Origin of the sequence: Variovorax sp. Varisp85 (genome assembly GCF_047304045.1) — a bacterium.
Taxonomy (GTDB): Bacteria; Pseudomonadota; Gammaproteobacteria; order Burkholderiales; family Burkholderiaceae_C; genus Variovorax.
In genome coordinates, this window is sequence record NZ_JBGLYN010000090.1 from 1 (window position 1) to 26057 (window position 26057).

At 63.5% G+C, this 26057-nt stretch carries 27 protein-coding genes; 18 read left to right on the forward strand and 9 right to left on the reverse strand.

Annotated features, from left to right (window positions below):
* Positions 1 to 79: 79 nt before the first annotated feature.
* The gene (locus tag ACCC97_RS26020; RefSeq protein ID WP_413335837.1) at positions 80 to 1696 is read right to left on the reverse strand and encodes a bifunctional 3-(3-hydroxy-phenyl)propionate/3-hydroxycinnamic acid hydroxylase; all 1617 of its coding nucleotides are present in this window, start codon (positions 1694 to 1696) and stop codon (positions 80 to 82) included.
* A gap of 149 nt (positions 1697 to 1845) precedes the next feature.
* Here ACCC97_RS26020 and ACCC97_RS26025 point away from each other — a divergent pair, with 149 nt between their 5' ends.
* Both ACCC97_RS26025 and ACCC97_RS26030 read left to right on the forward strand, forming a co-directional pair.
* Positions 1846 to 2955 (forward strand): alcohol dehydrogenase catalytic domain-containing protein, encoded by a 1110-nt coding sequence (locus ACCC97_RS26025; protein WP_413335839.1) that lies wholly within the window; start codon positions 1846 to 1848, stop codon positions 2953 to 2955.
* Between the two features lie 9 nt (positions 2956 to 2964).
* Positions 2965 to 3507, forward strand: a complete 543-nt coding sequence (locus tag ACCC97_RS26030; RefSeq protein WP_413335840.1) for a cupin domain-containing protein — start codon at positions 2965 to 2967, stop codon at positions 3505 to 3507.
* A 33-nt stretch (positions 3508 to 3540) separates the two neighbouring features.
* Here the strand turns inward: ACCC97_RS26030 and ACCC97_RS26035 are convergent, their stop codons facing one another.
* Complete coding sequence (locus tag ACCC97_RS26035; protein WP_413335841.1) at positions 3541 to 4140, reverse strand: NADPH-dependent FMN reductase; 600 nt, start codon at positions 4138 to 4140, stop codon at positions 3541 to 3543.
* Positions 4141 to 4173: 33 nt separating this feature from the next.
* On the opposite strand from ACCC97_RS26035, the gene ACCC97_RS26040 reads away from it, so the two are divergent.
* From ACCC97_RS26040 to ACCC97_RS26080, 9 genes are all read left to right on the forward strand, one after another.
* Entirely contained in the window at positions 4174 to 4893 is a 720-nt protein-coding gene (locus ACCC97_RS26040; RefSeq protein WP_413335843.1) for an FCD domain-containing protein, read from the forward strand.
* 28 nt (positions 4894 to 4921) lie between these two features.
* Positions 4922 to 5479, forward strand: coding sequence for a VOC family protein (locus tag ACCC97_RS26045; RefSeq protein ID WP_413335844.1), 558 nt, complete (start codon positions 4922 to 4924; stop codon positions 5477 to 5479).
* Positions 5480 to 5522: 43 nt separating this feature from the next.
* Entirely contained in the window at positions 5523 to 6386 is an 864-nt protein-coding gene (locus ACCC97_RS26050; RefSeq protein WP_413335845.1) for a fumarylacetoacetate hydrolase family protein, read from the forward strand.
* Between the two features lie 67 nt (positions 6387 to 6453).
* Positions 6454 to 7425 (forward strand): tripartite tricarboxylate transporter substrate binding protein, encoded by a 972-nt coding sequence (locus ACCC97_RS26055; RefSeq protein ID WP_413335847.1) that lies wholly within the window; start codon positions 6454 to 6456, stop codon positions 7423 to 7425.
* 10 nt (positions 7426 to 7435) lie between these two features.
* Complete coding sequence (locus tag ACCC97_RS26060; RefSeq protein WP_093050634.1) at positions 7436 to 8014, forward strand: amino acid synthesis family protein; 579 nt, start codon at positions 7436 to 7438, stop codon at positions 8012 to 8014.
* Positions 8014 to 9021, forward strand: coding sequence for a zinc-dependent alcohol dehydrogenase family protein (locus ACCC97_RS26065; RefSeq protein WP_413335849.1), 1008 nt, complete (start codon positions 8014 to 8016; stop codon positions 9019 to 9021). Before ACCC97_RS26060 ends, ACCC97_RS26065 begins: the two co-directional genes overlap by 1 nt.
* A gap of 390 nt (positions 9022 to 9411) precedes the next feature.
* Positions 9412 to 9543: a hypothetical protein gene (locus ACCC97_RS26070; RefSeq protein WP_413335851.1), complete on the forward strand. Its 132-nt coding sequence runs from the start codon at positions 9412 to 9414 to the stop codon at positions 9541 to 9543.
* Between the two features lie 338 nt (positions 9544 to 9881).
* The gene (gene trhA, locus ACCC97_RS26075) at positions 9882 to 10343 is read left to right on the forward strand and encodes a PAQR family membrane homeostasis protein TrhA (RefSeq protein ID WP_413335853.1); all 462 of its coding nucleotides are present in this window, start codon (positions 9882 to 9884) and stop codon (positions 10341 to 10343) included.
* A gap of 39 nt (positions 10344 to 10382) precedes the next feature.
* Positions 10383 to 11222 (forward strand): SDR family NAD(P)-dependent oxidoreductase, encoded by an 840-nt coding sequence (locus ACCC97_RS26080; protein ID WP_413335854.1) that lies wholly within the window; start codon positions 10383 to 10385, stop codon positions 11220 to 11222.
* A gap of 96 nt (positions 11223 to 11318) precedes the next feature.
* On the opposite strand, the gene ACCC97_RS26085 is transcribed toward ACCC97_RS26080, so the two are convergent.
* The 6 genes from ACCC97_RS26085 to ACCC97_RS26110 form a co-directional block, all read right to left on the reverse strand.
* Complete coding sequence (locus ACCC97_RS26085; protein WP_413335856.1) at positions 11319 to 11636, reverse strand: hypothetical protein; 318 nt, start codon at positions 11634 to 11636, stop codon at positions 11319 to 11321.
* A 186-nt stretch (positions 11637 to 11822) separates the two neighbouring features.
* Positions 11823 to 12794 (reverse strand): Bug family tripartite tricarboxylate transporter substrate binding protein, encoded by a 972-nt coding sequence (locus tag ACCC97_RS26090; protein ID WP_413335858.1) that lies wholly within the window; start codon positions 12792 to 12794, stop codon positions 11823 to 11825.
* A gap of 45 nt (positions 12795 to 12839) precedes the next feature.
* Positions 12840 to 13856, reverse strand: a complete 1017-nt coding sequence (locus ACCC97_RS26095) for an amidohydrolase family protein (RefSeq protein ID WP_413335860.1) — start codon at positions 13854 to 13856, stop codon at positions 12840 to 12842.
* 12 nt (positions 13857 to 13868) lie between these two features.
* Positions 13869 to 15053 carry a dihydrodipicolinate synthase family protein gene (locus tag ACCC97_RS26100; RefSeq protein ID WP_413335861.1) on the reverse strand — a complete coding sequence of 395 codons (1185 nt, stop codon included), beginning with the start codon at positions 15051 to 15053 and terminating at the stop codon, positions 13869 to 13871.
* A gap of 11 nt (positions 15054 to 15064) precedes the next feature.
* Positions 15065 to 16228, reverse strand: coding sequence for a Gfo/Idh/MocA family protein (locus tag ACCC97_RS26105; protein WP_413335862.1), 1164 nt, complete (start codon positions 16226 to 16228; stop codon positions 15065 to 15067).
* Positions 16229 to 16362: 134 nt separating this feature from the next.
* Positions 16363 to 17010: a TetR family transcriptional regulator gene (locus ACCC97_RS26110; RefSeq protein ID WP_413335864.1), complete on the reverse strand. Its 648-nt coding sequence runs from the start codon at positions 17008 to 17010 to the stop codon at positions 16363 to 16365.
* Positions 17011 to 17196: 186 nt separating this feature from the next.
* On the opposite strand from ACCC97_RS26110, the gene ACCC97_RS26115 reads away from it, so the two are divergent.
* The 4 genes from ACCC97_RS26115 to ACCC97_RS26130 all read left to right on the forward strand — a co-directional run bounded on the left by ACCC97_RS26115 (position 17197) and on the right by ACCC97_RS26130 (position 21545).
* Positions 17197 to 18489 (forward strand): porin, encoded by a 1293-nt coding sequence (locus ACCC97_RS26115; RefSeq protein ID WP_413335866.1) that lies wholly within the window; start codon positions 17197 to 17199, stop codon positions 18487 to 18489.
* A gap of 209 nt (positions 18490 to 18698) precedes the next feature.
* Positions 18699 to 19442, forward strand: coding sequence for a phosphatase PAP2 family protein (locus ACCC97_RS26120; protein WP_413335868.1), 744 nt, complete (start codon positions 18699 to 18701; stop codon positions 19440 to 19442).
* 82 nt (positions 19443 to 19524) lie between these two features.
* Complete coding sequence (locus ACCC97_RS26125) at positions 19525 to 20199, forward strand: response regulator transcription factor (protein WP_413335870.1); 675 nt, start codon at positions 19525 to 19527, stop codon at positions 20197 to 20199.
* Complete coding sequence (locus ACCC97_RS26130; protein ID WP_413335872.1) at positions 20196 to 21545, forward strand: sensor histidine kinase; 1350 nt, start codon at positions 20196 to 20198, stop codon at positions 21543 to 21545. The genes ACCC97_RS26125 and ACCC97_RS26130 overlap by 4 nt, the downstream gene beginning before the upstream one ends.
* A gap of 93 nt (positions 21546 to 21638) precedes the next feature.
* On the opposite strand, the gene ACCC97_RS26135 is transcribed toward ACCC97_RS26130, so the two are convergent.
* Positions 21639 to 22493 carry a helix-turn-helix domain-containing protein gene (locus ACCC97_RS26135; RefSeq protein WP_413335875.1) on the reverse strand — a complete coding sequence of 285 codons (855 nt, stop codon included), beginning with the start codon at positions 22491 to 22493 and terminating at the stop codon, positions 21639 to 21641.
* A gap of 223 nt (positions 22494 to 22716) precedes the next feature.
* On the opposite strand from ACCC97_RS26135, the gene ACCC97_RS26140 reads away from it, so the two are divergent.
* The 3 genes from ACCC97_RS26140 (at position 22717) to ACCC97_RS26150 (ending at position 25782) form a co-directional block, all read left to right on the forward strand.
* Positions 22717 to 23586 carry a fumarylacetoacetate hydrolase family protein gene (locus tag ACCC97_RS26140; RefSeq protein ID WP_413335877.1) on the forward strand — a complete coding sequence of 290 codons (870 nt, stop codon included), beginning with the start codon at positions 22717 to 22719 and terminating at the stop codon, positions 23584 to 23586.
* Between the two features lie 8 nt (positions 23587 to 23594).
* Positions 23595 to 24377: an alpha/beta fold hydrolase gene (locus ACCC97_RS26145; RefSeq protein WP_413335878.1), complete on the forward strand. Its 783-nt coding sequence runs from the start codon at positions 23595 to 23597 to the stop codon at positions 24375 to 24377.
* Positions 24378 to 24441: 64 nt separating this feature from the next.
* Positions 24442 to 25782: an amidohydrolase family protein gene (locus tag ACCC97_RS26150; protein ID WP_413335880.1), complete on the forward strand. Its 1341-nt coding sequence runs from the start codon at positions 24442 to 24444 to the stop codon at positions 25780 to 25782.
* Positions 25783 to 26057: the final 275 nt, after the last annotated feature.

The window sequence follows — 26057 nt, forward strand, 5'->3', positions numbered from 1 at the left end:
ACCATTGCTGCGTCGGCTTCCACCCCTGGCTCACGATTCAAGCGGCGCGGTGGCTCAGTTCTACTTCGGCGCGGACAGGTCATACCGTTTCCCGGCGAGCGGGGGGAGGAAGGTTGAGTGCCACGCCAAGCCTTGTGCAGGCGCGTCGCACCAGTTCGCCAATATCGCCGCAGGTGCGTGCCACGCCGTAGACCAGATGATCCGGCCGCACGAGCGCGGCCTCGCATCCATGGCGTTCGAACCAGGCCGCCAGAATACCGTCGGCTTCGGCCAGCTTCACCACGCCGGGCGCCGTCGTCGCGGCATCGAGGCACAGCAGCTGCGCGCCGAGGTTCGCCACCGATGTTTCCAAGGTCCGGAGCGCCGCCGGATCGGGCGCATGGCGCAACACCAGCAGGAAGCCGGGCGGCAACAGGTCGTCCATCATCTGCGGCGCAACGCCGGGTTCGATGCATCCCATCGCCTGGGGGAAGGGCGTGCCCGCGGGCAACTCGTCGCGTTCGATCAACCCGTGACGCACGCCGGGCAACAGGCTCTGGCGCAGTTGCATCCGCACCTGCCCGCCTTGCTGCTCGCGCAGGCGAAGGTCGCGCTCGGCGGCGCGCACCGGGTCGCGCTCGCAGATGATCTGGCCCAGCCGCTTGACGGTTGCCGTCACGTCTTCCACCTGCGGTCCGCGCTCGTCGCCGTAGCTGTCCAGCAGGCTCTCGGGGGCGCGTTCCTCGAGCACCCATTGAAGCTTCCAGGCGAGGTTGACGGCATCGCGCAAGCCCTGGCACATGCCCTGGGCGAGGAAGGGGGGCATCTGGTGCGCGCTGTCGCCCGCCAGCAGCACACGGCCGTTGCGCCATCGCTCGAGCACCACCGCATGAAAGCGGTAGGCCGCCGCGCGCCAGATGCGTGCGTCAGCGGGCGTGAGCCAGGGGGCGAGCAGCTGCCAGATGGCCTCGTGCGGCATCTCGCGCTGCTCGGCCTCGTCGGCAAGCAGCAGGAACTCCCAGCGCCGGTGGGTGCCCGGACCCACGACGTAGGTGCAAGGCCGTGACGGGTGGCAGTACTGGACGTTGGTGGCGGGCAGCCGGTCGAGCTTGTCTTCGTCGACATGCATGTCGACCACGATCCAGGGCTCGTCGAAGTCGAGGCTCTTGAGCGTCAGGCCCATCTGCTTGCGCGTGGGGCTGGTGCCGCCGTCGCAGCCGACGACATAGCGCGCGCTCAGTTGCGCCTGCGTGCCGTCGGACCTGCGAACGCCGAGCTGCGCGTGGGTTTGCGACTGGCTCAGCTGCAGCACCTCGTGCCCGAGATGGATCGACACGCCGGGGAGCTTGCCGACCGCCTGGCGCAGCGAGGCTTCCAGCGCCGGCTGGTTGAAGGTGTACGACGGCGCCCACGCGAGCGGGTAGGGCGACGGCCCCATGTCGAAGTGCTGGATGGGTTCGCCGTCGCTGCCCTGGTAGACCGTCGGGCGGTAGGGCGTCATGTGCGGCGCCAGCGTGCCGGCGATGCCGATCTCCTGGAACACGCGCAGTGCTTCGTGGTCGAGCGCGAAGGCGCGCGGCAGCGGGTAGATCTGCTGCGACTTGTCGAAGACCGCGACGCGCAAGCCGCGTTGGCCGAGCAGCGCGGCGAGCGTTGCGCCGACGGGGCCGAAGCCGATGATCGCCACGTCGACGGGTTCCGGATTCTGGTGGAGCATGGCTTTGTTTGAATGCATGAATCAGATATTGTGCATAAAACATGATTTCACGCACAAAGGGTTATTACTGATGACGCTATGCCGCGTGGTCGAAAAGAATGCACAAAACACGATTTGTGCATCTAGACATCAATCAGCCAGGAGACACCATGACGACGATGAAAGCTGCCCGACTGCACCAGGTCGGCGCCCCGATGGAGGTCGAGCAACTTCCGATTCCCCAGCCCGCCGCCAACGATGTGCAGGTGCGGGTGCGTGCATGCGGCATCGTGCCCAACCTCGGCAACATCCTGGCCAACTGGACGACCTGGTTTCCGGAGCTGCCGCTGCCGCCGCTGCCCGCGGTCTTCGGGCTCGACCCAGCCGGCGAGGTAACGGCGGTCGGCTCCCACGTGCACACGTGGAAGCCGGGCGATCGCGTCTACGTGAACCCGAGCCTCTACTGCGGCGGCTGTCGCGCCTGCCGCAACGGCGACCTGATCAACTGCACGCACTACGCGTTCAGCGGCTACTTCGGCTTTTCGCAGAACTCGCTCAAGCTCTACAAGAACTATCCGTTCGGCGGCCTGTGCGAATACATGATCGCCCCGCAGTACGCGCTGGTGAAGCTGCCGGACAACGTGAGCTTCAACCAGGCGGCACGCTTCGGCTACCTCGGCACCATGTACTCCGCGATGCGCAAGGCGAAGGTGGGGCCGGGTCGCAGCGTGCTGATCAACGGCATCAGCGGCACGCTCGGCATCGGCGGCGCGCTCTTCGGCCTGGCCATGGGCGCCACGCGCATCCTGGGCACCGGACGCAACCGCGAGTTGCTCGAGCGCGTGAAGGCGCTGGCCCCCGATCGCATCGAGGTCTTCTCCAGCGCGGACGGCGAGGCCATCGACGCGTGGGCCAAGGCACGCACCGACGGGCTGGGCGTGGACACCTTCATCGACGCGCTGGGCCCCGGCGCGCCGCACGAGACTTTCCAGCAGGGTGTGCGCGCACTGAAGCGCGGCGGCCGCGCCTACAACATTGGCGCCATCGCCGGCATGGTGGGCATGGACCTGCACACCATGATGGACGAGCAGCAGAGCATCGAGGGCTCGGCCTGGTTCACGGCTGGCGAGGGGCAAGACATGGCCGACATGGCCGAGGCCGGCACGCTGGACCTCTCGGTCTTCGAGCACGTGTGCTATCCGTTGGACCGCATCAACGAAGCAATCTCGGGCATCGCGAGCCGCAACGGTGGCTTCAGCAACTTCGTCATCAATCCCTGAAAGCGCGCCATGAAGATCAGACGGGTAGTGGCCGGCACGGGTGCCGGCGGCAAGGCGAAATTCATCTCGGATGGGCCGGCGCCGCGCAGCGTCGAATTCACGACCGTGCCCGGCTTTGCCGCGGTGCTGCTCTGGGCCACCGATGCGTCCGACAGCGTGGGCACCGGCTCCGTGGGCGACCGCACGGGCGAGGCGGGTTTCGTGCCTGCCGCTGGCGGAACCCGGCTCATGATGGTCACGTTCCCGCCCGATGCGGTGATGATGCGCGCCGACTTCGATGCGGCCGCCTTCGGCGCCGAGTTCGGCCGCCTGGTTCCCGGACTGGCCGAGACCTTCGAGCCCGACCACCCCGGCATGCACACCACCGACAGCATCGACTACGACATCGTGCTCGAAGGCGAGATCACGCTCGAACTGGACGACGGCGCACAGGTGCTGCTGCGCCAGCACGAGGTGGCCGTGCAGCACGGCAACCGGCATGCATGGCGCAACCTCGGCGACAAGCCCGCGACCATGCTGTTCGTGCTCGTGGGCACCAGGCGCCAGGGCTGAGCCGGGCCTGAACCCATGTCGCAGATGCCTTCGTCAGCTCCGGCCTGCCGGCCCGAACGCGGCCTTGCCCAGCAACGCGATGTCCTCGAGGAGGTCGGCGAGCGCTGCGTGCACGAAGTCGAGCGTGGCTTCGTCCGCGAGCCGGCCATCGCGAAGCCGTGCGTTGACGTTCGCGATCGCGACATGCTGCCGGACCACGGGCCGCGCCAGCGTGGCGGCCAGGGCATCGCGGATCTGCGCCTGTGCCCGCACACCGCCCGCACTGCCGGGCGAGGCCGTGATGATGAGCGCGGGCTTGCCCTTGAGCGGCGAGGCGAATCCGGGCCGCGACGCCCAGTCGATCGCGTTCTTCAGCACGCCGGGCATCCCGTAGTTGTATTCCGGCGAGCACAGGACCAGGCCATCGGCCTGCGCAATGGCGCTCTTCAGCCGGACGACGGCCGCGGGCGGCGCATCGCCGTCCAGGTCGGCGTTGTAGAGCGGAACGTCGTCGAGCGCGAAGAGCTCGATGGTTGCCGACGCCGGCAGCAGCGGCTGCAGGCTGCGAAGCACCGCGGTGCAGTGGGAGTCGCGCCGGATGCTTCCGGAGATGCCGAGCAGGCGGATGCCGGTCGTCGGGATGTCGTGTGCCATGGTGATGTTCTTGATCAAAAAAATCTGGAGTTTATGCATAAAATGATTTCCTTGCACAAACAAGAAATCTCCCCCGCCTACGAGCCGCCGCTGGTCGAACAGGCCTTCACCCGCTTGCGGCAAGATGTTCTAGCCGGCACGTTCGAAGCCGGCGCCAAGCTCAAGCTCGACGAACTCCAGTCCGCCTACGGCTATTCGAGCAGCCCGCTGCGCGAGGCGCTCAGCCGGCTGGCGCAGGAAGGGCTGATTCGCGCCGACGAGCGCCGCGGCTTCCGCGTGGCGCCGATCTCCGAAGACGACCTGGCCGACATCACGCGCATGCGCGTCATGCTCGACGTGCCTGCGCTGCGGGAAGCCATTGCCCATGGCGATGATGCCTGGGAGGCGGACATCCTTGCTGCGTACCACCGCCTGGAGAAGGTCGAGTCCCGCCTGGGCGACGGACCTGTCATTCTCGACAACGGCTGGTCGCAGCTGCACCGTGCCTTTCACCTCGCGCTGGTGGCTGCATGCCCTTCCTTGCGTCAGCGCGTATGGGGCGCGAGCCTGTTCGACCAGGCCGAGCGGTACCGGCGCTTTTCCGCTCGTCACAGGAAGACCGCGCGCCGCAAGTCGAACGAGCACAAGAAGATCATGGACGCCACCTTGCGCCGCGACGCCGATACGGCCTGCGTCCTGCTCGAAGAGCACATCCTGAGCACGCAACGCAACGTGCTGGCCGCACTCAAGGCCGCCCAGGCCGCGCAATCGTAGGGCCACCGGCCCCTTCACAGGAGACAGCATGCTCAAGGTCGCCCGACCCACGCCTTCGCATTTCGGAATCTTCGTCACGGACCTGGACCGGATGGTGGCCTTCTACACCGAGACCTTCGACCTCACGATCACCGATCGCGGCGAAGGCCGCACCTTCAAGAACCAGCTGGTGTTCACCAGCGCCAGCCCCGATCAGCATCACCAGCTGGTGCTGGCCTCGGGCCGGCCGGCCGAGGCGAAGTTCAGCACCGTGATGCAGATCTCCTTCGTGGTGCCGAGCATCCAGTACCTGCGCGATATTTCCGCGCGCGCCGAGGCCCGGGGCGCCACCAGCATCCGTGGCCTCAATCACGGCAATGCGCTCTCGGTCTACATGCTCGACCCGGAGGGCAACACGGTGGAGATCTACGTCGACACGCCGTTCTACGTGGCGCAGCCGCACGGCGATCCGCTCGATCTTTCGAAGGACGACGAGACGCTCATGCGCGAGACCGAGGAGGCGTGCCGCAAGGACCCCACCTTCATGCCGCTTGCGCAATGGCAGGCGCAGTTCGAGTCGCGTTCGCCCGCTGCGCCTGCCGCCTGACGCATTCCGTCTTTTCCGCACACCCTTTTCAACCGGAGTTCCCATGAAGCTTTTGTCATTTGTCCATCAAGGCCGCGAAACCTGGGGCGCCGTCGTCGGTGACGGCGTCGTCGACCTCGGAAAGGCGCGGCCCCAGCATGCAGGCCTGGTCGACTACATCGCCTCCGACGAGTACCTGCAGGCGGCGCAGCACGTCGAAGGCCTGCCGGTGGCGGCGAAGCTGGCCGACATCACCTTCCTGCCGGTGATCCCGCGCTCCGAGAAGATCGTGTGCGCCGTGCGCAACTACATGGACCATCACCAGGAGGTGCTGGCCGCCGGCATGCATCGCGAACTGTCGGAGCAGCCGCCGATCTTCCTGCGCGTGTGGCGTTCGCAGTGCGCGCACAACCAGCCGATCGTGCGGCCGCACGTGTCGGAATCGCTGGACTGGGAAGGCGAGCTCGCCGTCATCATCGGCAAGGGCGGGCGCAACATTGCGGAGGCCGACGCCTTCGCCCATGTGGCGGGCTACTCTTGCTACAACGACGGCAGCATTCGCGAGTGGCAGTTCCACGCCAAGCAGATCGCCTCGGGCAAGAACTTCGAGTCGACCGGCGGCTTCGGTCCCTGGATGGTGACGGCCGACGAGATCGCGCCCGGCCGCGAGCTCAAGCTCGAGACCCGGCTCAACGGCGAAGTCGTGCAGAGCAGCCACACGGGCCACATGATCTTCAGCATTCCGAAGCTCATCAGCTATGCCTCGACGATCTTCACGCTCACACCCGGCGACGTGATCGCCACCGGCACGCCCGCAGGCGTGGGCTGGAGCAAGAAGCCGCCGCGCTTCATGAAGCCGGGCGACGTGTGCGAGGTCGAGATCGAAGGCATCGGCGTGCTGCGCAACCCGATCGTGCAGCAGGACTGAAGCCCTTCGCCCGGGCCTCGGCACGATAAGCCGCAGCCTTCCTACAAGAACCATCGGAGACAAATTCATGCGGCGCAGACGATTGCTCGTCGCCGCAGGCCTTGCCATGGCCTGCGCGGCACCCCTTGACGGCATGGCCCAGGGCTATCCGGACAAGCCGATCAAGGTCTACCAGGGCTTTGCGGCCGGCGGCAACGCCGACACCATCGCGCGCGTGGTCGGCGCGGAGATGACCAAGGGGCTGGCGCAGCCCTTCGTGGTCGAGGCGCAGGCCGGGGCAGGGGGCACCATCGCCGCGGCAACGGTGGCGCGTGCCAAGCCCGACGGGTACACGCTGCTGCTGGCCACGGGCGGCCATGCCGTGGCCGGCGCCCTCTACAACAAGCTCGGCTACCAGACGGTGTCGGACTTCCAGATGGTCTCCACGATCACCTACTTTCCGTTCCTGCTGGTGGTGCGGGCCGATTCGCCGTACCGCGGGCTTGCCGAAGTGCTGGCCGCGGCACGTGCCGACGCGCGCAGCGTGTCGTACGGATCGGCGGGCATCGGCTCCACGCACCACCTTGCCGGCGAGCTGCTGGTAAAGACCGCCAAGGCCGAGATGCTGCACATCCCCTATCGCGGAGATGCGGCCGCGGTCACGGCGCTGCTCGGCGGCGAGGTGCCGATGATCATCGCGCCGCCCACGGCCGTCATGGCCAACATCAAGGCAGGGAAGCTGCGGGCGCTGGCCACCACCGGTGCGCAACGATGGAGCCAGATGCCGGAGCTGCCGACCGTGGCCGAGCAAGGCGTGCCCGGCTACGACGTGCGCTCCTGGGCCGGCTTCATGGCGCCAGCCGGCACGCCGCGCCCGATCGTCGATCGCCTGCAGGCCGAGACGCTCAAGGCCCTGCAGGCGCCGGGCGTGCGTGCGCGGCTGGAAGAGATGGGCGGCGAAGCGCGCGGCAGCACACCGGAAGAAATGACCACGATGGTGGCCGCCGAGCTGAAGCGGTGGGCCGCCGTCGTGAACGACGCACACATTCCCAAGCAATGAGGTCAATTCCATGTCACTGATCGAGATCCGCAAGCGCAGTCTTTCCATCGAAACGATCTACCACGAGGGCGGTCCGCCGGCCGCGACGCCGCTCAGGCTGGCGGCTGCCTGCGCGGTCATCCACAACCCCTACGCGGGACGGTACGAGCCGGACCTGATGCCCTTCATGGCCGAGCTGCGCTCGCTCGGCACGTTGCTTGCCACTGAGTTGGTCGAGGTGCTCGGGCAGGACAAGATCGAGGTCTACAGCAAGGCCGCGATCGTCGGCGTGAACGGAGAGCTGGAGCACGGCGCGGTCTGGCACGAGGCCGGGGGATGGGCCATGCGCAGCATCCTGGGCGAGCCGAAGGCGATCGTCCCCTCGGCCAAGGCGGTGGCCGCCACCGGCTACCGGCTCATGGTGCCGCTGCACTACATCCATGCCGCGTACGTGCGCAGCCACTACAACTCGATGGAGGTGGGCATCCAGGACGCGCCGCGCCCGAACGAGATCCTGTTCGCGCTGGTGATGGGCACGGGAGGGCGGGTGCATGCACGCCTGGGCGGGCTCACCAAGGAGCAGGTGGCCGTGCACGACGGGCAGCGGTGATGCACACCATGAAGGCGATCCAGCTCGAGGCCCCCGGCGGCCCGGAGGTTCTGCAACTGGTGGAGCTTCCTCTGCCGCAGCCGCAGGCGGGCGAAGTGCGCGTCAAGGCGATGGCGATCGGCGCCGGCGGCCCCGACGTGCTGATCCGCAACGGCACCTACAAGTGGATGCCGCCCATGCCGGCGATTCCCGGCAACGAGATGGCCGGCGTGGTCGATGCGGTCGGATCCGGCGTCACGGCCCTACGGGTCGGCCAGCGCGTGTTCGTGAGCGCGCGGGAACTGAAGCAGCGCGGCGGCTGCTACGCCGAAGCCATCTGCGTGCCCGAGGCCGCGCCATTCGTTCTCCCCGATGCGATCCGCTTCGAGGATGCCGTCAGTCTTGGAAACTTCCAGCTCGCACTGGCCATGCTGTCGAGCAATGGCAACTCGCCTGCGACCTCCATCCTGATTCCCGGCGCGGCGGGTGGCGTGGCCACGGCACTGGTGCAGGTGGCGCGCGATCGCGGCCTGCATGTGATCGGGACGGCCTCGACGCCGGAAAAGAAAGACTTCGCACTGGCCAATGGCGCGCACGAAGTCGTCGAGAGCGATCCTCAGGGACTGACCGAGAAGGTCATGCAGCTTACCGGCGGGCGCGGCGTCGATCTGGCCTTCGACCATCTCGGAGGCGCGCACTTCATCGCCTGCCTGCGCGCCCTGGCGCCGTTCGGAATGGCGGTTTCCTACAACATCGTCACCGGCCCGCCGGCGGGTGATGTGTTCGAGGAGCTTCGCAAGTTGCTGGGCAAGAGCCTGGCGGTACGCACTTTTTCGATCCACGCCATCGATGCCGATGCCGCTCAACGGCGCGGGCTGATGGAGTCGGCCATTGCCCTCATGGCCGCGGGCCGCGTGCGTGCGCCGAAGGCGGCGCTCTTTGCGCTCGCGGACGCGCGCCGCGTGCACGAGTTGCTCGACAGCGGAGACACGCTCGGAAAGATCGTGCTGTTGCCTCGCAACGCGTGAGATCTCTTCGTTGAGATGCCGAGCGGCAGCGAGGCACGTTCTCGCCTTGTCGTGAAGCTTGCCGGTCGAAAAGCGAGACGCATTCACCTCGATAGCGAAAATTAGCGACGCCGCGGTTTCAGCCGTGCTTCAGCTTGGATCGGGGCACGTGTCCGTTTAGCAGGTCGCGGACAAAGATTGGTCCGCTATTTGCGGCGTTGCAATTCCCAATCTGAGCTTCTCCATTGCCACATGTGCAACGGCGCTGTTCTATTGGCGATTTTCGCAATCGGTTTTTCAATCCTCACTTTTCTCGATTGGGCGCCTGTCGCGATCGATTCGCTGACGCGCTACGTTGCCGCAATGTTCGGTAGATGTAATGCTCGTCCATTGTTGAGCGAGACGTCTTTCATGAAAATCCTGCTGATCGAAGATGTAGCCGAGCTGGCTGCGTCCATCAGCGAGGCGGCTGTTCAGAAGCGCTTCCTCCCCAACTGCGTGCCGAACCTGCTTCAAGCCCCGGGAAGCCGTGCATACCGGTAGTTGCGGGTTAGCGCTGCTTGATCGAACGCTGCCGGCCGGCGATGGATTGATACTGAGTTCCGCAAGTGCGAGCGACTCATTCCACCATCCTTGTCATTGTGCTCAGCGCACGCGTTAGCGTGCGGCTTCCGAGCCCAAGACGCTGCGCCGCTGTCGCTTTTCTTGAATAGATGGAAATGATGCACTTACCCCCCCCGACCGAGACTGCCCGTGCGGCGCATGCTGGCCAATCTGAAGAGGTCTGCGCGCGATCCGATGCGAACCGGAGCAGCCCTGGTGTAGATCGTCGGCCGATGTGGCTGTCGCGCTGGGTCAGCGCGATACCGCCAGGCGAACGCATGAACGTGACGACACATGCAGCTGGTCTCGCAATCTTCCTCGTGCTCGGGTGTTGGCTCATTGTCCGGAGTAGCGCTCTTGACTCTGCTGCCCCGACGCTTTCTGTGATCGCGTTCATCGGCACGGTGTTGGTGACGTATGCGGCTTCGGTGGCCTATCACTGCAGTACGAGCGAGGCTCGCAAGGCTACGCTTCGGATCCTCGATCACTGTGCGATTTATCTGTTGATCGCGGGAACATACACGCCGTTCGCAGTGGCATTGGGTGGCGGCTGGGGTATTTTTCTGCTTGTGATCATATGGCCGGCGGCACTGCTCGAAATGATCCTGAAGCTCCTTCGGCCCCCGGGTGGCCGTTGGATGTCCGCGGCAATTTGTCAGGCCCTGCTCGCAAGATTGACGGGCATAAAGGTGTGCCGTAGGCGCCGCTCGCAATCCCAGGTAACCTCTCGAGCATGTTGAATAGCGGATCCGCGCACTGCGGTGAGGGTCACCCCAAAGATGAAAACCAATATTGCGGTCGTTACGGGTGCGAGTCGTGGGCTCGGTCGAGGCATTGCGCGGGCGCTTGGCGGCCGAGGCTTCAAGGTCTACATTACTGGGCGCTCACTTGAGCCACTCGAAGATGCCGCTGAGGAGGTGAATTCCGTCGGTGGTGAAGGCATACCCGTGATGTGCGATCACGCCGACGACGCGCAAGTGAAGATGCTCTTCGAGCGCATCAAGATGGAGGCAGGGTGCCTGGACATCCTCGTCAACAATGCCGCCGCGGTCGATGCTCGGTCGCTCGCCAAGCCGGGGCCCTTCTGGGAGAAGCCGCTCGCTCTCGCTGACATGATTGATATTGGGCTTCGCTCAAATTACGTGGCCGCCTACCACGCGGTGCCGCTGATGGTCGCGACTGGTGGCAGCCTGATCGCCAACATCTCCTTTTATGGTGCCGTGTCTTACCATTGCGGGCCAGCGTATGGGGCTGCAAAGGCCGGTACCGACAAGATGACGTTCGACATGGCGGTGGATCTTCGTCCGTACAACGTGACTGCGGTATCCATCTGGCCCGGGCTGATCCTCACCGACGTGCTGAAGTCCATCCCGCGCGAACACCTCCCTCCCCAAGTTGCGGCTGATCTGTCCAACTTCGAAATGCCTGAGTTCACGGGGTCGGTCATCGAACGGCTGTGGCGTGATCCGTCGAAGCTTGATAGGTCGGGAGAGACGCTGATCTCGGCTGAGTTGGGTATGGCGTATGGCATCAAGGACCTGGACGGCAAGCAGCCTCGGCTCTATACGGAGACCCTAGGACGACCGACGGGTCGATTTATGCTGCCAGTCACGGATTGAGAGCCGCTCCGGGGGAGCGGCAGGCTCGCTTGACGGCGCCAAGTCCGTGCGTCATCGAACTGCGCTGGCTGTTCAACTCAGGCCAGCCCAGTTCGGTCAACGATAGCCGTCTGGAAAATAGCGCCGCTGGCCGTAGTCGTCCTGCCAATAGCGGCGACCTCCGTCGTTGTAGACGCGGCGTTCGCGCCCCTCATGAGTTATGACACCTACAGCGGCACCACCAGCCGCTCCGATCGCAGCTCCTGCAGCCACGTCTCCGCCAGTCATTGCACTGATCGCAGCGCCTCCAGCTGCGCCAATCAGAGCTCCTTTGATTGCAGCGCGTCGTTCATGTCGATCCACTGCACAGCCTGTCAGCATGAGCGTCAACGCCGCTGCAACTGCAAGCACTAGAAGATTGCCATTCAACCTCATCTTTCAGCTCCTTATAAGATCGCCGCACGGCCCGCGATCTGCGAATCGGTTGGAGATTGACGAGAAGACTACCGATAAGGGTTACGCGAACATTGCAAAGGTGTTGCCCCGCGGGTCAGCGCTCATTACGTCAGGTGGCATTGACGTCGCACGAGATCATCTGCCTTCCATTCTGATGTGTGACGATCAGTCGATCTGAATCTTGGCGTCCTTCACGATGCGCTCGTAAGTGGCTGCTTCCTTGTCGATGTAAGTGGAAAATTCGGCCGGAGTGCTCGGGGAGGACACAAAGCCCTGCGGCTCGAGGCGCTCGGCTACGAACGGAGAGCGCATGGCCTTGGCAACCTCCGCCGAAAGCCGCTCAAGGATCGCTGCAGGTAGTCTGGGCGGCGCCCACAGCCCGTACCAGCTGACCATTTCGAAGCCGGCAAAGCCGGATTCCGCGACCGTCGGCACATTGGGCATGGAGGGCAGGCGTTCGCGCGTGGTGACGGCGAGGGGCTTGAGCTTGCCGGCCGCGATGTTGGGAGCAGAAGACGGGATCGCGTCGATGATCATGCTGATCTGCCCTCCCAATACATCGTTGAGTGCGCTGCCCGTGCCCTTGTAGATGACGATGGGCACGTCGAGCTTGCCGTCTCGCTTGATTGCCTCCTGCGCCAGGTGCATCGGAGATCCGATGGCTGAAGTTCCGAACGCGTACTTCGACGGCTCGCGGCGGGCCGCCGCGAGGAACTCTTGCAGATTCTTGCCCGGCACAGCCGGGTTTGCCACGGCCACCATCGGCACCGACCCCAGCAGAGAAATCGCCGTGAAGTCGGTCTTCACGTTGTATGGCGTCTTCTTCATGAGAAAAGGGCTCGCGACAAGCGTCGGTGATTGAAGCAGGAGTGTGTAGCCGTCGGGCGATGCCTTGGAGGCCATGTCGCTTCCGATGGATCCGCTGGCACCAGGGCGATTGTCCACGATGAACGGCTGGCCCATCTGCTCCCCCAGCTTCTGTGCCAACACCCGGGCCACCAGATCCACGGTGCCGCCCGCCACGTACGGCACGATGATTTTCACGGGCCGCGAGGGATAATTGTCCGCGATGGCCGGGATGCTTCCAGCACATAGCGCAGCGGTTGCGATCGCTTGCAGGAAGATTCTCTTGTTCATTGTTTGTCTCCGGATGATTTGAAGCTCGGTCTTTTTGGCGCCGTCTCAGCAGCAATTCATCTTCAGCAAGCGAAGGGCGTTGCCGAAATAGATGCCGTCCTGTACGTCCTGTGGAAGATTCAGTTCGTCGATCGCCTGGGGAATGGTTCTCAGAAACATCGGTCCCCCTTCCGGATCGAAGGGGCAATCAGTTGCGAAGACCACCTGCTTCGGATCGAAGAAGTCCAATCCGCAACGAATCCCCGACTTGCCGCCCGCCAATGCCGTGTCGACGTAGAACATCTTGAAAAAATCGATGGGGCGCTTCTTCATGCGCTTGAGCAGCCCTTCGTAGTCTTCGCCCGATGTCCGGGAGCCGAACTGGTCGAGACCGGGGCCGACGCGTCCGTCGAAGTACGGGATCATTGCGCCCATGTGGTGCGTGATTACTTTGAGTTCGGGGAGTCGTTCGAAGAAGCCGGAGAAGACCATGCGAGACATTGCCGCGCTGGTTTCGTAAGGCCAGCCGAAGGTCCACCAGATCTCGTATTTCGACTTCTCCTCGCTCGCGTAGTCCGTCATGCCAGCGCCACGGGCCGGATGCATCCACACCGGCACGTCGTACTTCTTGCTTGCCGTTTCGAAGATGGGCCAGAAATCCGGATCGTCCAGAGGGCGCCCATTGACGTTGGTGAAGACCTGGATTCCACGTGCGCCGAGCACCGTGATCGCGCGCTCCATCTCCTCAAGCGCTGCCGGTACATTGTTCATCGGCAAGGATGCGACGAACGCCGGAAACTTGTCCGGATGAGCATCGCGAATCTTTGCCATCTCGTCGTTGGCCAGGCGCGCCATTTCGGGCGAGATCTCGGGCCCGGCGATGAGTTCGATGGGAGGGTTCGAAAGCGTGAGGATTTGCTGATACCCAGGAAAGTCCTCCATCATCTTCAAGCGTGCGTCTAGGTCATAGAGGACCGGGATGGTGAGCCACCGTTTGATGGCTCCCTTGTCCTTTGCGATTTCCGCCATCTTGTCAAAGTAAGCCTTCGGCAGGATGTGTGCGTAGCTGTCGATTTTTCGCATTCTTGCTTTTCGTCATTCGATGCCGTAGGTCGACATCAGGTTCTTCATACGCCGGACCGCCAGTTCCGGCTGCTCCAGCAGATGGGCCGCATCGGCCAGCCGGAACAACTCGGCGAAGTGCTGCAGCGAACGCGTGCTCTGCTGGCCGCCCACCATCGTGAAGTGCTTCTGGTGGCCGTTGAGCCAGGCCATGAACACCACGCCGGTCTTGTAGAAGCGCGTGGGCGCCGCGAAGATGTGGCGGGACAGCGGCACCGTGGGGCCGAGGATCGCGTGGAACTTCTCGGTGTGGCCCTGGGCCAGTGCGCCCAGCGCGGCGCTCGCGGCGGGAGCGATGGCGTCGAAGATGCCCAGCAGCGCATCGCTCTTGCCGTGCGTGGGCTCGCTGCCGAAGCCGTCACCGGCAATCAGCTCGGCGTAATTGAAATCGTCGCCCGTGTACATGCGAACGCCCTGGGGCAGCCGCCGGCGCATCGCGATTTCCTTGTCCTTGTCGAGCAGCGAGATCTTGATGCCGTCGACCTTGCCTGGATGCGCCGCGATGATGCCCACGGCGGTGTCCATCGCTGCATCGACATCCTTCGTGCCCCAATAGCCGGCCAGCGCCGGGTCGAACATGTCGCCGAGCCAGTGCAGCACCACCGGCTGCTTCGCCTGGCGCAGGATGCGGTCGTACACGCGCTCGTAGTCGGCCGGGCTCTTGGCCACGCGGGCCAGCGCGCGGCTGGCCATCACGATCAGCTTGCCGCCGAGCGCCTCGATGGCGGCCATCTGCTCTTCGTAGCCGCGGATCACGTCGTCGACGCTCTTCACGTCGTCGATGTTCAGGTGGTCGGTGCCGCAGCCTGACGCAACCAGTGCGCCCGGCACGTCCTTGGCTGCATCGAGAGACCGGCGGATCAACTCGAGCGAGGTCGGCCAGTCCAGGCCCATGCCGCGCTGCGCGGTGTCCATGGCCTCGGCCACGCCCAGGCCCAGCGAGAACAGGTGGCGGCGGTAGGCGATGGTGGTGTCCCAGTCGACTGCGCATTGCAGCCACGGGTCGATGGCCGCCAGCGGATCGGCCACCACGTGCGCGGCCGAGTAGGCGATGCGGTTGAACTTGATGCCCGCATCGGGCTTCACCGGTGCGGTGCCGCGCAGCGCGTAGGGCGCGAGCGTGCCGCCGGCGGTAGGGAGGTTCAGCGAAAGAGCCATGGCGAGGAACCTCAGACCTTCAGCGACGGCACATCGACCCAGCGGCGGTCCTTCCACGATTCGAGCGCCGCCTCGACCAGTTGCACGCCTTTGGCGCCTTCGGGCAGCGTCCACTTGTACGGCTCGTTCTCGACCACGTGGCGAATGAAGTGCTCCCACTGGATCTTGAAGCCGTTGTCGTAAGTCTGCGAATCCGGAATTTCCTGCCACTGGTCGAAGAAATTCATCGTCTGTTTCTCGTCGGGGTTCCACACCGGGCGCGGCGTGGCCACGCGCGACTGTGCGCGGCAGCTCGAGAGGCCCGCGACGGCCGAGCCGTCGGTGCCGTCGACATGAAAGGTCACGAGGTCGTCGCGGCGCACGCGCGTGACCCAGCTCATGTTGATCTGCGCGATCACCGGTTCGCCGTTGTGGCCGGTGAGCTCGCAGGTGGCGTAGGCCGCGTCATCGGCGGTGGCCTCATAAGGCTTGCCAGCCTCGTCCCAGCGCTTGGGGATGTGTGTCGCGCCGATGCACGAGACCGACTTCACCTCGCCGAACAGGTTGTCCAGCACATAGCGCCAATGGCACATCATGTCCAGGATCATGCCGCCGCCGTCTTCCTTGCGGTAGTTCCAGCTCGGGCGCTGGATGGGCTGCAGGTCGCCCTCGAACACCCAGTAGCCGAACTCCAGGCGCACGCTGAGCATGCGACCGAAGAAGCCGGCGCGGCGCAGCATGTCGAGCTTGCGCAGGCCCGGCAGAAAGAGCTTGTCTTGCACCGCACCGTGCTTCAGGCCCGAGCCTTCGGCCAGGCGCGCGATCTCCACCGCTTCGTTCAGGTTGGTGGCAATCGGCTTCTCGCAGTACACGTGCTTGCCGGCGCGGATGGCCTTGGCCAGCAGCGTGGGGCGCATCTGCGTGGTGCCGGCGTCGAAGAAGATCGTGTCGTCCTTGTTCTCGAGCGCCTTGTCGAGGTCGGTGCCCCAGCGTGCGATGTTGTGAGCCTTGGCGAGCGCTTCCATCTTCTCGGCGTTGCGGCCGATGAGGATGGGGTCGGGCATCACCTTGTCGCCGTTCGACAGCGTGACGCCGCCTTGCGCGCGGATGGCGCAGATCGAGCGGATCAGATGCTGGTTCATGCCCATGCGGCCGGTGACGCCGTGCATGATGATTCCTAGACGTTGGGTGCTCATAAGAGGAGATTTCTGAAGGGCGGCGCAGGAGCCGGGCCACCGTCGGCGGAATGCAGGATGCTTGCCTCAATTCACTATTGGTGAATTATGGGGCGAAAAATTGGGACCGACAAGGTCCCCGCGCGTCGTTGCTGCTAGCGAAGCGCGTAAGCGGTGACGACGTCGATGATGTGCAGCATGCGCTGGGTGAGCATCTTCTGGCTGCCAAGCTCGCAGCTGAAGCCGACAGAGAGCGTGTGGATGTTGGACAGGTAGAAGTAAGCGCAGCCTGCGATCGTGATGTAGAGCTGCATGGGGTCGATGCCGGCGCGGAACACGCCTTCCTTCTGCCCGCGCTCGACGATATCCGACAGGGTTTGCAGCAGCGGGGAATTCAGCGCGCGGATGCGCGGTGAGGCCGCCAGATGCCTTGCCTTGTGCAGGTTTTCGCTGTTCAGGAAGATGATGAATTCGGGGTGGGCAATGTAGTAGTCCCAAGTGAATTCGACCAGCCGCCGCAGCGCGGCCAAGGGTGCCATGCCCTTGAGGTCCAGATACAACTGGGCATCCCGGATCTCCTCGTAGACGCTCTCGAGCACGGCCGAGAACAGGCCGTCCTTGTCCTGGAAGTAGTAGTACGCCAGCCGCTTGTGCACGCCGGCCTCCGCCGCGATCCGCTCCAGCCGCGCGCCGCCCAGGCCGTGAACCGAGAACTCTTTTCTCGCGGCCTCGAGGATGGCTTTGCGTGAACGGTCCGCGTCGCGCGTCTTGGCTTCTGCTGTGCTCGCTGTCTTCATGGGCAATTCTTCAATGCGCTCACCGCGGGTGAGTTGCTAGGGTTAATGCGTAGGCAAGTATGGCTGACATGCAGGAACTTTCATTTCACAATTCACTAATGGTGAATTAGGGGCGAGGAGGGCGGCCAATCCATGGGCCGGCCTGACCTTGTCACCACCGCTTTCCCACCCAAAACCCATCGAGGAGACTTCATGAAAAAAACCATCGCGGCAGTCACTATGCTGTCCTGTGCAGGTGTAGCCATCGCGCAATCGTCCGTCACATTGTTTGGTGCGGTGGATGCCGGCGCCAGCTACTACAGCACGACCAGTTCTTTCTATAGCAACACCACCCGTTTGCTCTTGCCCGCAGCGGAAATCAAACGCAGCCAGACCGTGCTCTCCAACAGTGGCACAACACCCAGCCGGCTGGGTTTTCGTGGCACGGAGGATCTGGGTGGTGGCATGGCGGCGACCTTCTGGATGGAAGCCGGGCTGGCCAACGACTCCGGTACTGGAGCCGGTACGGGCGGGGTCATTGCCTTTAACCGTCGGTCTACTCTGAGTCTCTCAGGGCCCTTCGGCGAAGTCCGTCTTGGCCGGGACTACACGCCTACCTACTGGAACGATGCTGTCTTCAGTCCGTTCAGCACGCTGGGAGTCGGCAGCAACGTCGTGTCGAGCGTGGGGAGTAATCTGCAGGTCGCGAAAGGGCCAGGCTCTGCTGTCTCTGCGACGGACAACTACATGCGCACCAGCAACAGCATCGGCTACTTCCTGCCGCGGGGGCTGGGCAACTTCTATGGGCAGGTCCAGTATGCGCTGCACGAGAACACAAGCCAGAGCAATGCGCCAGGCACACCGAGCGCGAAGGGCCGCTTCGTCGGCGGGCGGTTCGGATATCTCTCACAAGCTCTGGATGTGGCGCTGGCCTATGGCGAAAGCACCGCTGCCGATGCGACGACGCTGAACGCAGCAGGGCTGCCCACCGGGACCCGGTTGCGCGAGAAGATCAAGACACTCAACCTCGGCGCCTCTTACGATTTCGGGACCTTAAAGCTCTTCGGAGAGTTGTCGCAGGTGTGTGATGTTTCCGTGTCGACCGCGCCTGTCTCCGTACTCGGTTTGCTCACCACGCGCGAGGTCGACAAGTACAAGGGCGGACTGCTCGGCGTCACGGTGCCGGTTGGCGCTGGCTTGATCAAGGGGGCCTTCTCATGGGTGAAGTTCAACAATGACCTAGGTGCCGCCGCCACGCCCTTCGCACCCGATCGCGATGCATCGGTGCGCAAGCTTGCCATCGGCTATGAGTACAACCTTTCGAAGCGCACGGCGCTATATGCCACAGTGGCACGGATCCGGATCAAGAACGGGCAGAACAGCCCGGCCATCATGGGAGTGGTCCCCGGCGGTACTGGAGGCTATCTTTCCACCGGTGCCGGCACCTCGGGCTATGCGCCTCGCGCGGCGACGGGCTACGACTTCGGCATGAGGCACGCGTTCTAGACAGGCGGGTAGGGCTGCGCTGCGCAAAAGGGGCCAGTGACGGACCGAGGTTCCGATCACTACGGAATCGGGCTTTTGGCGGTTGTGGCCGGGATCCACACAGCGGCTGCGCACCCGGGGACGCCGCCGAATGTTTCTGCCCGCCGATCTGCGTAATGTTTGCGCAATCTCGGTCCATAGGATGGCCCTCCGACCCCTGTGGATCTCAGATGAAATACATCCAACCTGCGCACGTGCCCTTTTCCTGGACCAGAGCCCTCTGGTTTCGTATCCGGACACTCTGGTTTCTGAAAATGATCGGTACGGTCACGGGAATCTCCGCATTCTTTGCTGTGTACTTCTGGACCATGGAACAAACGGCGGGCCGGGCGATCACGATGCCAATGACGTGGATCGATCAATGGATTGGCGTCAACGAATTTGCGTTTGTACCTTACGTGTCGCTTTGGCTTTACATATCACTCGCCCCTGCCTTCGCGTTGAACGCAGGCGCGCTGCGCGCCTGCGCCGCGGGAGCCTTGGCCATTGCTCTCTTGGGCATCACATCATTCTGGCTCTTTCCCACCGTTACACCGCCGTTCGGCGTTGAGTGGTCCCAAGTTCCAATGCTCCGCCTTCTGAAAGAGTCCGACGCCAGCGGAAACGCATTCCCCTCGCTGCACGTGGCGTTCGCTGTGTACAGCGGGTACATCATTTCGAGCCAGCTGAAGAGCATTCGCTCGCCGCATTGGGTCCGAGCTCTCAACTGGTTCTGGTGTCTCGCCATCATCTACTCGACGCTTGCGACCCGTCAGCACGTCTTCGTCGACGTGGCCGGGGGCATACTCGTGGCCTGCCTGGCGCGGCGCGCGGCGTGGAGCCCGTGGGGGCGCGCGATGTGGCAACGTCCCGGAAGGCTGGCTCGCTCCAGGCGTTTGGCGGAGCAGCTGGATGGCCGGCGACTCGCGGACTGACCTTCGATCGGGCAAACTGCCTCCGATTTGCCTGGATGGGGCTCGATAGCCAGCCTCGTTTGACCCAAAGTATGGTTCGCCCTTGAAAATCCTTGTAGTTGAAGACGATTCCGATTTCGCGCAGGCGCTGGCGTCCGCCCTGCATGACAATTCGATGGTGGTGGACATCGCCTCGTCATTGCGTGAAGCCATGCATCTCGCAATCGATGCTGACCACGATATCTTCATCGTGGACAGAGGCCTCCCCGATGGCGACGGCCTTGCCCTCATTGAATTTCTTCGAGGTTCCGGCCGGTCAACGCCAGCGCTGGTCTTGACCGCGATGGGCGAGGTAACGGAACGGGTTCGCAGCCTGGATCGTGGCGCGGATGATTACTTAGCCAAGCCGTTCTCCATCGACGAACTCATGGCCCGGATTCGGGCTCTCGCGCGCCGCCCCGTTGTGCGTGCGCAGCAGATTAGTGTCGCCGGACGGCTGCATTTTGACCACGAATCACGCCAGTTCCAAGTCGGGAACGAACCGCTTGCCTTGACGCGACGCGAGCTTCTGGTGCTCGAAACCCTTCTCCTGTCGACAGGCCGTACGGTATTTCGGCAGCGGCTGCTGGAGCGCATTTATGGAGATGCGGATGACATACGCTCGAACTCCTTGGACGCCCACGTATCCAGAGTTCGATCCAAGCTGGAGCAATCGGGCGCAGGCGTGGAAATACACGCCATTCGTGGGGTCGGCTATCTGCTGAAAACGTCCGCATGAAACCAAGATCCCTGCGCTGGCGACTGGTCGGAAATCTCGTCCTCCTGCAGGTTGTCGCCAGCTTGCTGGCGCTTCTCGGCGTGATTGCGATCTTCGGCGCGGTAGGAAGATTCGTGGACGAAGGTGGGGAACGTACGGTGCAGATCATCGGCAGGTCGATCGAGCACACTGCCGACGGAAAGCTTGTGCTGGGAGCGACCTCGGAAGTGCAGCGGCTGTTGGGCGCTGCACCCAACCTCTGGTTTGTAGTGCGCAACTCGCAGGGATACGAGTTGCGGCATGGCGATGTCCCTTCACGCTATGTCGCGTTGCTTCGGGTCCTGGATGGCAAGGAGCGGTCGGCTTTGGATCTCGCCGAATCCGTCGGTCGGCCTGCAGCTCGGTTCGAGCGGATCGATACAGATGGAGGAACTGTCAACGTCATGGTGCAGGCTGGGGCGCCACTGTCCTTGGTAGACAAGTTCAAATGGATAGCGACGGCCTACCTCGTATTGGTGGCTCCCACCATGCTTGTGACAGCACTGGTGGTGCTTGTGGCTACGCCATTTGTCATCCGGCGCGGATTGGCAGGAACGGTAGCTACTGCGGCCAAGGCGGAACATATCGACATCGACCGCCTTGAAACGCGCTTGCCAATGACCCAAGTGGCTGCCGAGATCCAGCCGCTCGTGGCGGCTGTCAACAGAGCCTTCGATCGTCTCGACGAGGGCTACAAGCGTCACGAAAGATTTCTGGCGGACGCGGCGCATGAGCTACGAACTCCCATTGCAACGCTGCGCATACAGATCGAGTCCTTGCCTCAAAACACCAGGGACAAGCCGCGGCTGCTTCGGGCTACAACGCGATTGGCCACACTGGCTGAGCAACTGCTTGATCTTCAAAGGCTTACACGCGAACCAGCATCCATCGATTCCGTCGACCTTCGGCTGCTCTGCGAGCGGGTGGTCGGCGATCTGGCCCCTCTGGTAGTCATGAATGGCTGTTCGATTGCGGTCGATGCTCTCGATGCTATACGCGTCCGCGCCGACGTGACTTCGATTGAGCGCGCGGTGGCGAACCTGATTCAGAATGCCATTGAACATGGTGGCGAAGGATGCGAGATTCGTGTCAGCGTCTATCCACCCGCGACAATCGAGGTGTCCGATTCCGGGCCCGGCATTCCGGAGGATCAACGCGGGCGGATCGTCGAGCCTTTCTACCGACTTCGCGCCCGCGGGGGCGGAGCCGGCCTCGGTTTGCACCTCGTTTCCGAAGTGGCCAGCATTCATCAAGGGCGGCTCGAAGTCGGGTCATCCGACCTTGGAGGGGCGAGCATGCGCCTGGAGTTGGGCGGGCTTGGGGCTTGAGAACGAAGACTGAAGAGCAAGACTTGGGGAAGGATGATGTCTTGGCCGGAGCGGCGAGGGCAACCTGCCCCAACATGTCGCGCAAACATGCAGCTAGATTTGTGGCTCTCGCGGAATTCCAGTCACGGTCACCGGCATAGGGTCTCGCGCTGCCCGCTTGAAGATCGACGGTGAAACTCCGGTGTGCTCCTTGAAGAAGCGAGAAAAGTTTCCAGGCGCAGAGAAGCCGAGGTCCAGGGCGACCTGAGTCAGTGCGCTGCCTTCCGCTACGCGCCGCATGGCTTCCTCGACGCGCACGCCGCTCCAGAAGACTTGTGGCGTTGTGTTGAGCTGGTCTCGGAAAAGGGCGAAGAAGTGACCGCGCGACAGCCCTACCTTGGCGGCGATTTCATCAATGGTCGTGATCTCGGAGACATGCTCACGCATATATGAAATTGCGCCGCGCAGCCGTTGGTCGAGCATCCTGTGAACCGCAGGAGTCTCGGCGCCAGTGGTCGAAGTCGCGATGGCCGCTTCCAGCAGGCGTTCGACCTCGCCGTCGATAGACGAACGGGCGTCTTGGGCGGAGATAAACAGGTCGAGCACGCGCCAGCACGACCGGCGAAGCGCGGCATTGATGGGCACGCGAGGCGACGGAAACCGAAAGCTGCGGCCTGTTGTATCTCCAAGGTCGTCCAGCCATTGCCGCGAGATCATGAAGACCAGAAAGAGGCAGGAACCGCCGCTGCTCTCCATGACCATGTCGTGGGCCTCGAAGGCGTTGACGCCGAGCGCGACGTCCTCGCCATAGGGCACGACTTCGCTGCCCACGTGGGCGACGGCGCGCGTGCCGCCGAGCCACAGCGCAAGCTGCGATTCCGAATGCGCGTGCGCGACTAGGTTCGCACGTGATTCCAGAACGATCGCCGTACCGAACGCCCCTTCGTGCAGTGCGTATGCCTCCGACATCTTTCGGGTCCTTGAATCATGGGTCAACGGCTCAATTGTTCGTCCGCACTGGTCTAGCAGGGAGCCCTCCCCGGGTAACTCCCTAGCACTTCACCCGACTCTTCGATACGTCGCCGGATGCATCGATAAGCCCTCGAAGGCTCGTTTTTCTACAGTTGATCCGTCCCTGCGGCACCTCCATTGGCGCCGCGGCCAGCAAGGCAAATCCCAGGAGCAAACCGAAATGCGCATCGCAACCTTCATCATCGACGGCACCCGCAAAGTGGGCGTGGTTTCCGGCGACGGACTGTCTATCCAGCCGCTCGACCTGTCGTCCGCGCAGGCGGATGCGGGCATCTTGAGCATCATCGAAATAATGGCCGGCGGCGGCGCGCTGCCTTTATCGATCGCCCCCAAAATCAAGATGGGCGACGTAGCGCTCGATGCGCCACTGCCCAAACCGCGCCGCAATCTCTGGTGTGTTGGGCGCAACTATCACGCACACGCCAAGGAACTCTCGGCCTCGGTCTTCAAGGACAACAGCGCTGAGACTGACGAGTGGCCGATCGTTTTCACCAAAGTACCGGAGTGCGTGGTCGGTCCGCATGACGACGTGCTGGTTCCCGCCGGCGTCTCGACCCAGATCGACTACGAGGCCGAGCTCGCCGTCATCATCGGCAAGGGCGGCAAGAACATCACGCGCGCTGCGGCGATGGACCATATCTTTGGCTACACGGTGGTCAATGACGTGACGGCGCGGGATGTGCAGATCCGACACGGGCAATGGGACCTCGGCAAGTCCTTCGACACCTTCTGCCCGATGGGGCCGTGGGTCGTGACGGCGGAAGAGTTCGATGGCACCAGGGCGCGCGTGCGCTGCTGGGTCAACGGCGAGCTGCGCCAGGACGGCCCCACGGAGAACATGATCTTCGACATTCCGATGTTGATCGAAACCATTTCGCGCGGCATCACGCTGTATCCGGGCGACGTGATCGCCACCGGTACACCGGCAGGGGTCGGCATGGGAATGACACCGCCGCGGTACTTGAAGTCCGGTGATGTGGTGCGCGTCGAGATCGACGGCTTGGGTGCCATCGAGAACAAGTTCGTCTGAGCCGCACCATGGCGACACAACTCATCCACGGTCTAGCCGTCGAGATCGATGGCGACGGCGATGCACTGCTGTGCATCCATGGGCTCGGCGGCTCGTCGAACACCTGGACGCCGCTTCTTGCCGCGTTGTCAGATTTCAGAGTGATTCGGCCGGACCTGCCTGGCAGTGCGCGCTCATCGCTGTTGCAGGAGCCGCTCTCGATCGAAGGCTATGCGTTGAAGCTCGAAGCCTTGCTCTCGGCGCTTGGCATCGAGACGGTGCATGTTGTCGCGCACTCTCTTGGAACCATCGTTGCGCAGCACCTCGCGGTTCGCAATCCCTCCAAGGTCAAGTCACTGGCGCTCTTCGGCCCGCTAGTTGCGCCGCCTGACGCGGCCAGGCCGAACATCCTGGCGCGCGCGGCGATCGCGCGTGGTGGGGCGGTGGCGATGCAGGAGATTGCCGATGCCATCGTCAAGGCAGCCACAAGCCGGGAGACGAAGGTCGAGCAGCCTGCGGTGCTCGCGCTGGTGCGTGAAAGCGTGATGCGCCAGTCTCCCGAGGGCTATGCGCAAAGCTGCGAGGCGCTGGCTGCGGCGCAGTCGGCCCGGATCGAGCGGATCGGCATACCGACCTTGCTCGTGACCGGCGACCAGGACGGCGTCGCGCCGCCAGCCAATGTCGCTGTGATGAGCTCACGCATTGCCGGATCGCGACAGGTGGTCTTCGACGGCTGCGGCCACTGGACCACCTTCGAGAAGCCGCGACGCTGCATGCAGGAACTCGAGCGGTTCCATGCATCGCTGTGCTGATTCTTTTCCAGATTATTAGGTTTCATCCACCATTTCCGGCATTCACGACCGGAGGAGACATGTCATGACCCGCACTGCATTCACCAATGTCCGCATCTTTGACGGCACCGGCGAAGACCCCTATGTGGGCGACGTTCTTGTCGGAGGAAAGCGCATCCTCGAAGTTGCGCGCGCACCGCAGAAAGTCAGCACCGACGACGCCTGCGTGATCGAGGGCAGGGGCCGCTTCCTCATGCCCGGCATGACCGAGGCGCACACGCATTTTTCATGGAATGACCAGCCTTCGCTCGCCGCAATCCAGTTCATGCCACCCGAGGAGCACATGCTCTGGTGCGTACGGGTGGCCAAGCGCTATCTAGATATGGGCTGGACTTCCGCCATTGGCGCAGCGGCGGCCAAGCCGCGGCTCGACGTGGTGCTGCGCAATGCCATCGACGCTGGGGAGTTTCCCGGCCCACGCTATCTCGCAGGCAGCCAGGAAATCACGACGATCGGCGCGCTCGGGGACAACACGCTGCCGCACATGAAATTTGAGGAATTGAGCTTCGGCAGCGTCTGCAGCGGACCCGAAGAAATCCGCAAATCGGCCCGCACCTTCATCAAGTATGGCGTCGACCATTTGAAGATCAACCTTTCCGGCGAGTACATCGCGGGCCTGCCGGCGGAGATGTCCCCGTTTGCTGAGGACGAGGTGGCGATGCTGGCGCAGGAGGCCAAGCGCTATGGCAAGCGCATGGCTGCGCACGCCCGGTCCAGCGAATCGGTCAAGCAGTGCGTGCGCCACGGCATCGAAATGGTCTATCACGCCAGTTTCGCCGATGCCGAAGCCCTGGACATGCTCGAAGCTGCAAAGGACAAGCACTTTGTCGCACCGGGTATTGGCTGGTTGATCCGCACCACCTACAACGCCGCCGAATACGGAATCACCGAGGCCGTGGCCACGCAGATGGGCTACAAGCGCGAGCTGGAAATTGCATCGGCCTCGCTGCGCGAAATGCACAAGCGGGGAATCCGCATCCTTCCGGGCGGTGACTATGGCTTTGCATGGATGCCGCACGGCACCAATGCCAACGACCTTCAGTATTTTGTCGACTACATTGGCATGACGCCGAAGGAGGCCTTGCTTGCGGCGACCCGGCTCGGCGGCCAGATCATGCAGCGGTCAGATGAACTCGGCCAGCTGAAGGAGGGCTTCCTGGCAGACATCGTCCTGGTCGACGGCAATCCCTTGACGAATCTCGGGCTGCTGACGGACCCGGTGAAGATTCAGCTCGTGATGAAGGATGGGGTCATCCACAAAGACTGCGTAACGCCGGTGCCTATGGATGCGGCGCTTCATCGAAACGGCGCGGACGCCCCGTTGCGGGAGCAGGGTGTCAGGGAAGCGCTTGCGGACCTGACCTGAGGCCAGTGGCACGAGCGTGTGCGGCATCCAATCTCCAGGCACTTGCCAGAGCAAGAGAAGATTTCGGAACAATCCAGTCGGGCTTCTCAGTTGCGTTGCCTACGTGCAAGCGGCTCTGGGCGCGCCGCGCGGTAAGCGCGCGGTGATCCCGTCTTGAGCTTGGCCCTAGTGTCTATGACGATGGTGTCCACCAAGGATTTGATCTGACCCCCGAAACCTGGACGAACTCGAGGGTTCGAAGTGACCAGGTACACAGAGAAGCAGAAGCTTGCGGC

Bases quoted from the DNA above. Each gene is read 5' to 3' on its own strand.
- ACCC97_RS26020 (WP_413335837.1), bottom strand. From the start codon at position 1,696: ATGCTCCACCAGAATCCGGAACCCGTCGACGTGGCGATCATCGGCTTC.
- ACCC97_RS26025 (WP_413335839.1), top strand. From the start codon at position 1,846: ATGACGACGATGAAAGCTGCCCGACTGCACCAGGTCGGCGCCCCGATG.
- ACCC97_RS26030 (WP_413335840.1), top strand. From the start codon at position 2,965: ATGAAGATCAGACGGGTAGTGGCCGGCACGGGTGCCGGCGGCAAGGCG.
- ACCC97_RS26035 (WP_413335841.1), bottom strand. From the start codon at position 4,140: ATGGCACACGACATCCCGACGACCGGCATCCGCCTGCTCGGCATCTCC.
- ACCC97_RS26040 (WP_413335843.1), top strand. From the start codon at position 4,174: ATGCATAAAATGATTTCCTTGCACAAACAAGAAATCTCCCCCGCCTAC.
- ACCC97_RS26045 (WP_413335844.1), top strand. From the start codon at position 4,922: ATGCTCAAGGTCGCCCGACCCACGCCTTCGCATTTCGGAATCTTCGTC.
- ACCC97_RS26050 (WP_413335845.1), top strand. From the start codon at position 5,523: ATGAAGCTTTTGTCATTTGTCCATCAAGGCCGCGAAACCTGGGGCGCC.
- ACCC97_RS26055 (WP_413335847.1), top strand. From the start codon at position 6,454: ATGCGGCGCAGACGATTGCTCGTCGCCGCAGGCCTTGCCATGGCCTGC.
- ACCC97_RS26060 (WP_093050634.1), top strand. From the start codon at position 7,436: ATGTCACTGATCGAGATCCGCAAGCGCAGTCTTTCCATCGAAACGATC.
- ACCC97_RS26065 (WP_413335849.1), top strand. From the start codon at position 8,014: ATGCACACCATGAAGGCGATCCAGCTCGAGGCCCCCGGCGGCCCGGAG.
- ACCC97_RS26070 (WP_413335851.1), top strand. From the start codon at position 9,412: ATGAAAATCCTGCTGATCGAAGATGTAGCCGAGCTGGCTGCGTCCATC.
- trhA (WP_413335853.1), top strand. From the start codon at position 9,882: ATGAACGTGACGACACATGCAGCTGGTCTCGCAATCTTCCTCGTGCTC.
- ACCC97_RS26080 (WP_413335854.1), top strand. From the start codon at position 10,383: ATGAAAACCAATATTGCGGTCGTTACGGGTGCGAGTCGTGGGCTCGGT.
- ACCC97_RS26085 (WP_413335856.1), bottom strand. From the start codon at position 11,636: ATGAGGTTGAATGGCAATCTTCTAGTGCTTGCAGTTGCAGCGGCGTTG.
- ACCC97_RS26090 (WP_413335858.1), bottom strand. From the start codon at position 12,794: ATGAACAAGAGAATCTTCCTGCAAGCGATCGCAACCGCTGCGCTATGT.
- ACCC97_RS26095 (WP_413335860.1), bottom strand. From the start codon at position 13,856: ATGCGAAAAATCGACAGCTACGCACACATCCTGCCGAAGGCTTACTTT.
- ACCC97_RS26100 (WP_413335861.1), bottom strand. From the start codon at position 15,053: ATGGCTCTTTCGCTGAACCTCCCTACCGCCGGCGGCACGCTCGCGCCC.
- ACCC97_RS26105 (WP_413335862.1), bottom strand. From the start codon at position 16,228: ATGAGCACCCAACGTCTAGGAATCATCATGCACGGCGTCACCGGCCGC.
- ACCC97_RS26115 (WP_413335866.1), top strand. From the start codon at position 17,197: ATGAAAAAAACCATCGCGGCAGTCACTATGCTGTCCTGTGCAGGTGTA.
- ACCC97_RS26120 (WP_413335868.1), top strand. From the start codon at position 18,699: ATGAAATACATCCAACCTGCGCACGTGCCCTTTTCCTGGACCAGAGCC.
- ACCC97_RS26130 (WP_413335872.1), top strand. From the start codon at position 20,196: ATGAAACCAAGATCCCTGCGCTGGCGACTGGTCGGAAATCTCGTCCTC.
- ACCC97_RS26135 (WP_413335875.1), bottom strand. From the start codon at position 22,493: ATGTCGGAGGCATACGCACTGCACGAAGGGGCGTTCGGTACGGCGATC.
- ACCC97_RS26140 (WP_413335877.1), top strand. From the start codon at position 22,717: ATGCGCATCGCAACCTTCATCATCGACGGCACCCGCAAAGTGGGCGTG.
- ACCC97_RS26145 (WP_413335878.1), top strand. From the start codon at position 23,595: ATGGCGACACAACTCATCCACGGTCTAGCCGTCGAGATCGATGGCGAC.
- ACCC97_RS26150 (WP_413335880.1), top strand. From the start codon at position 24,442: ATGACCCGCACTGCATTCACCAATGTCCGCATCTTTGACGGCACCGGC.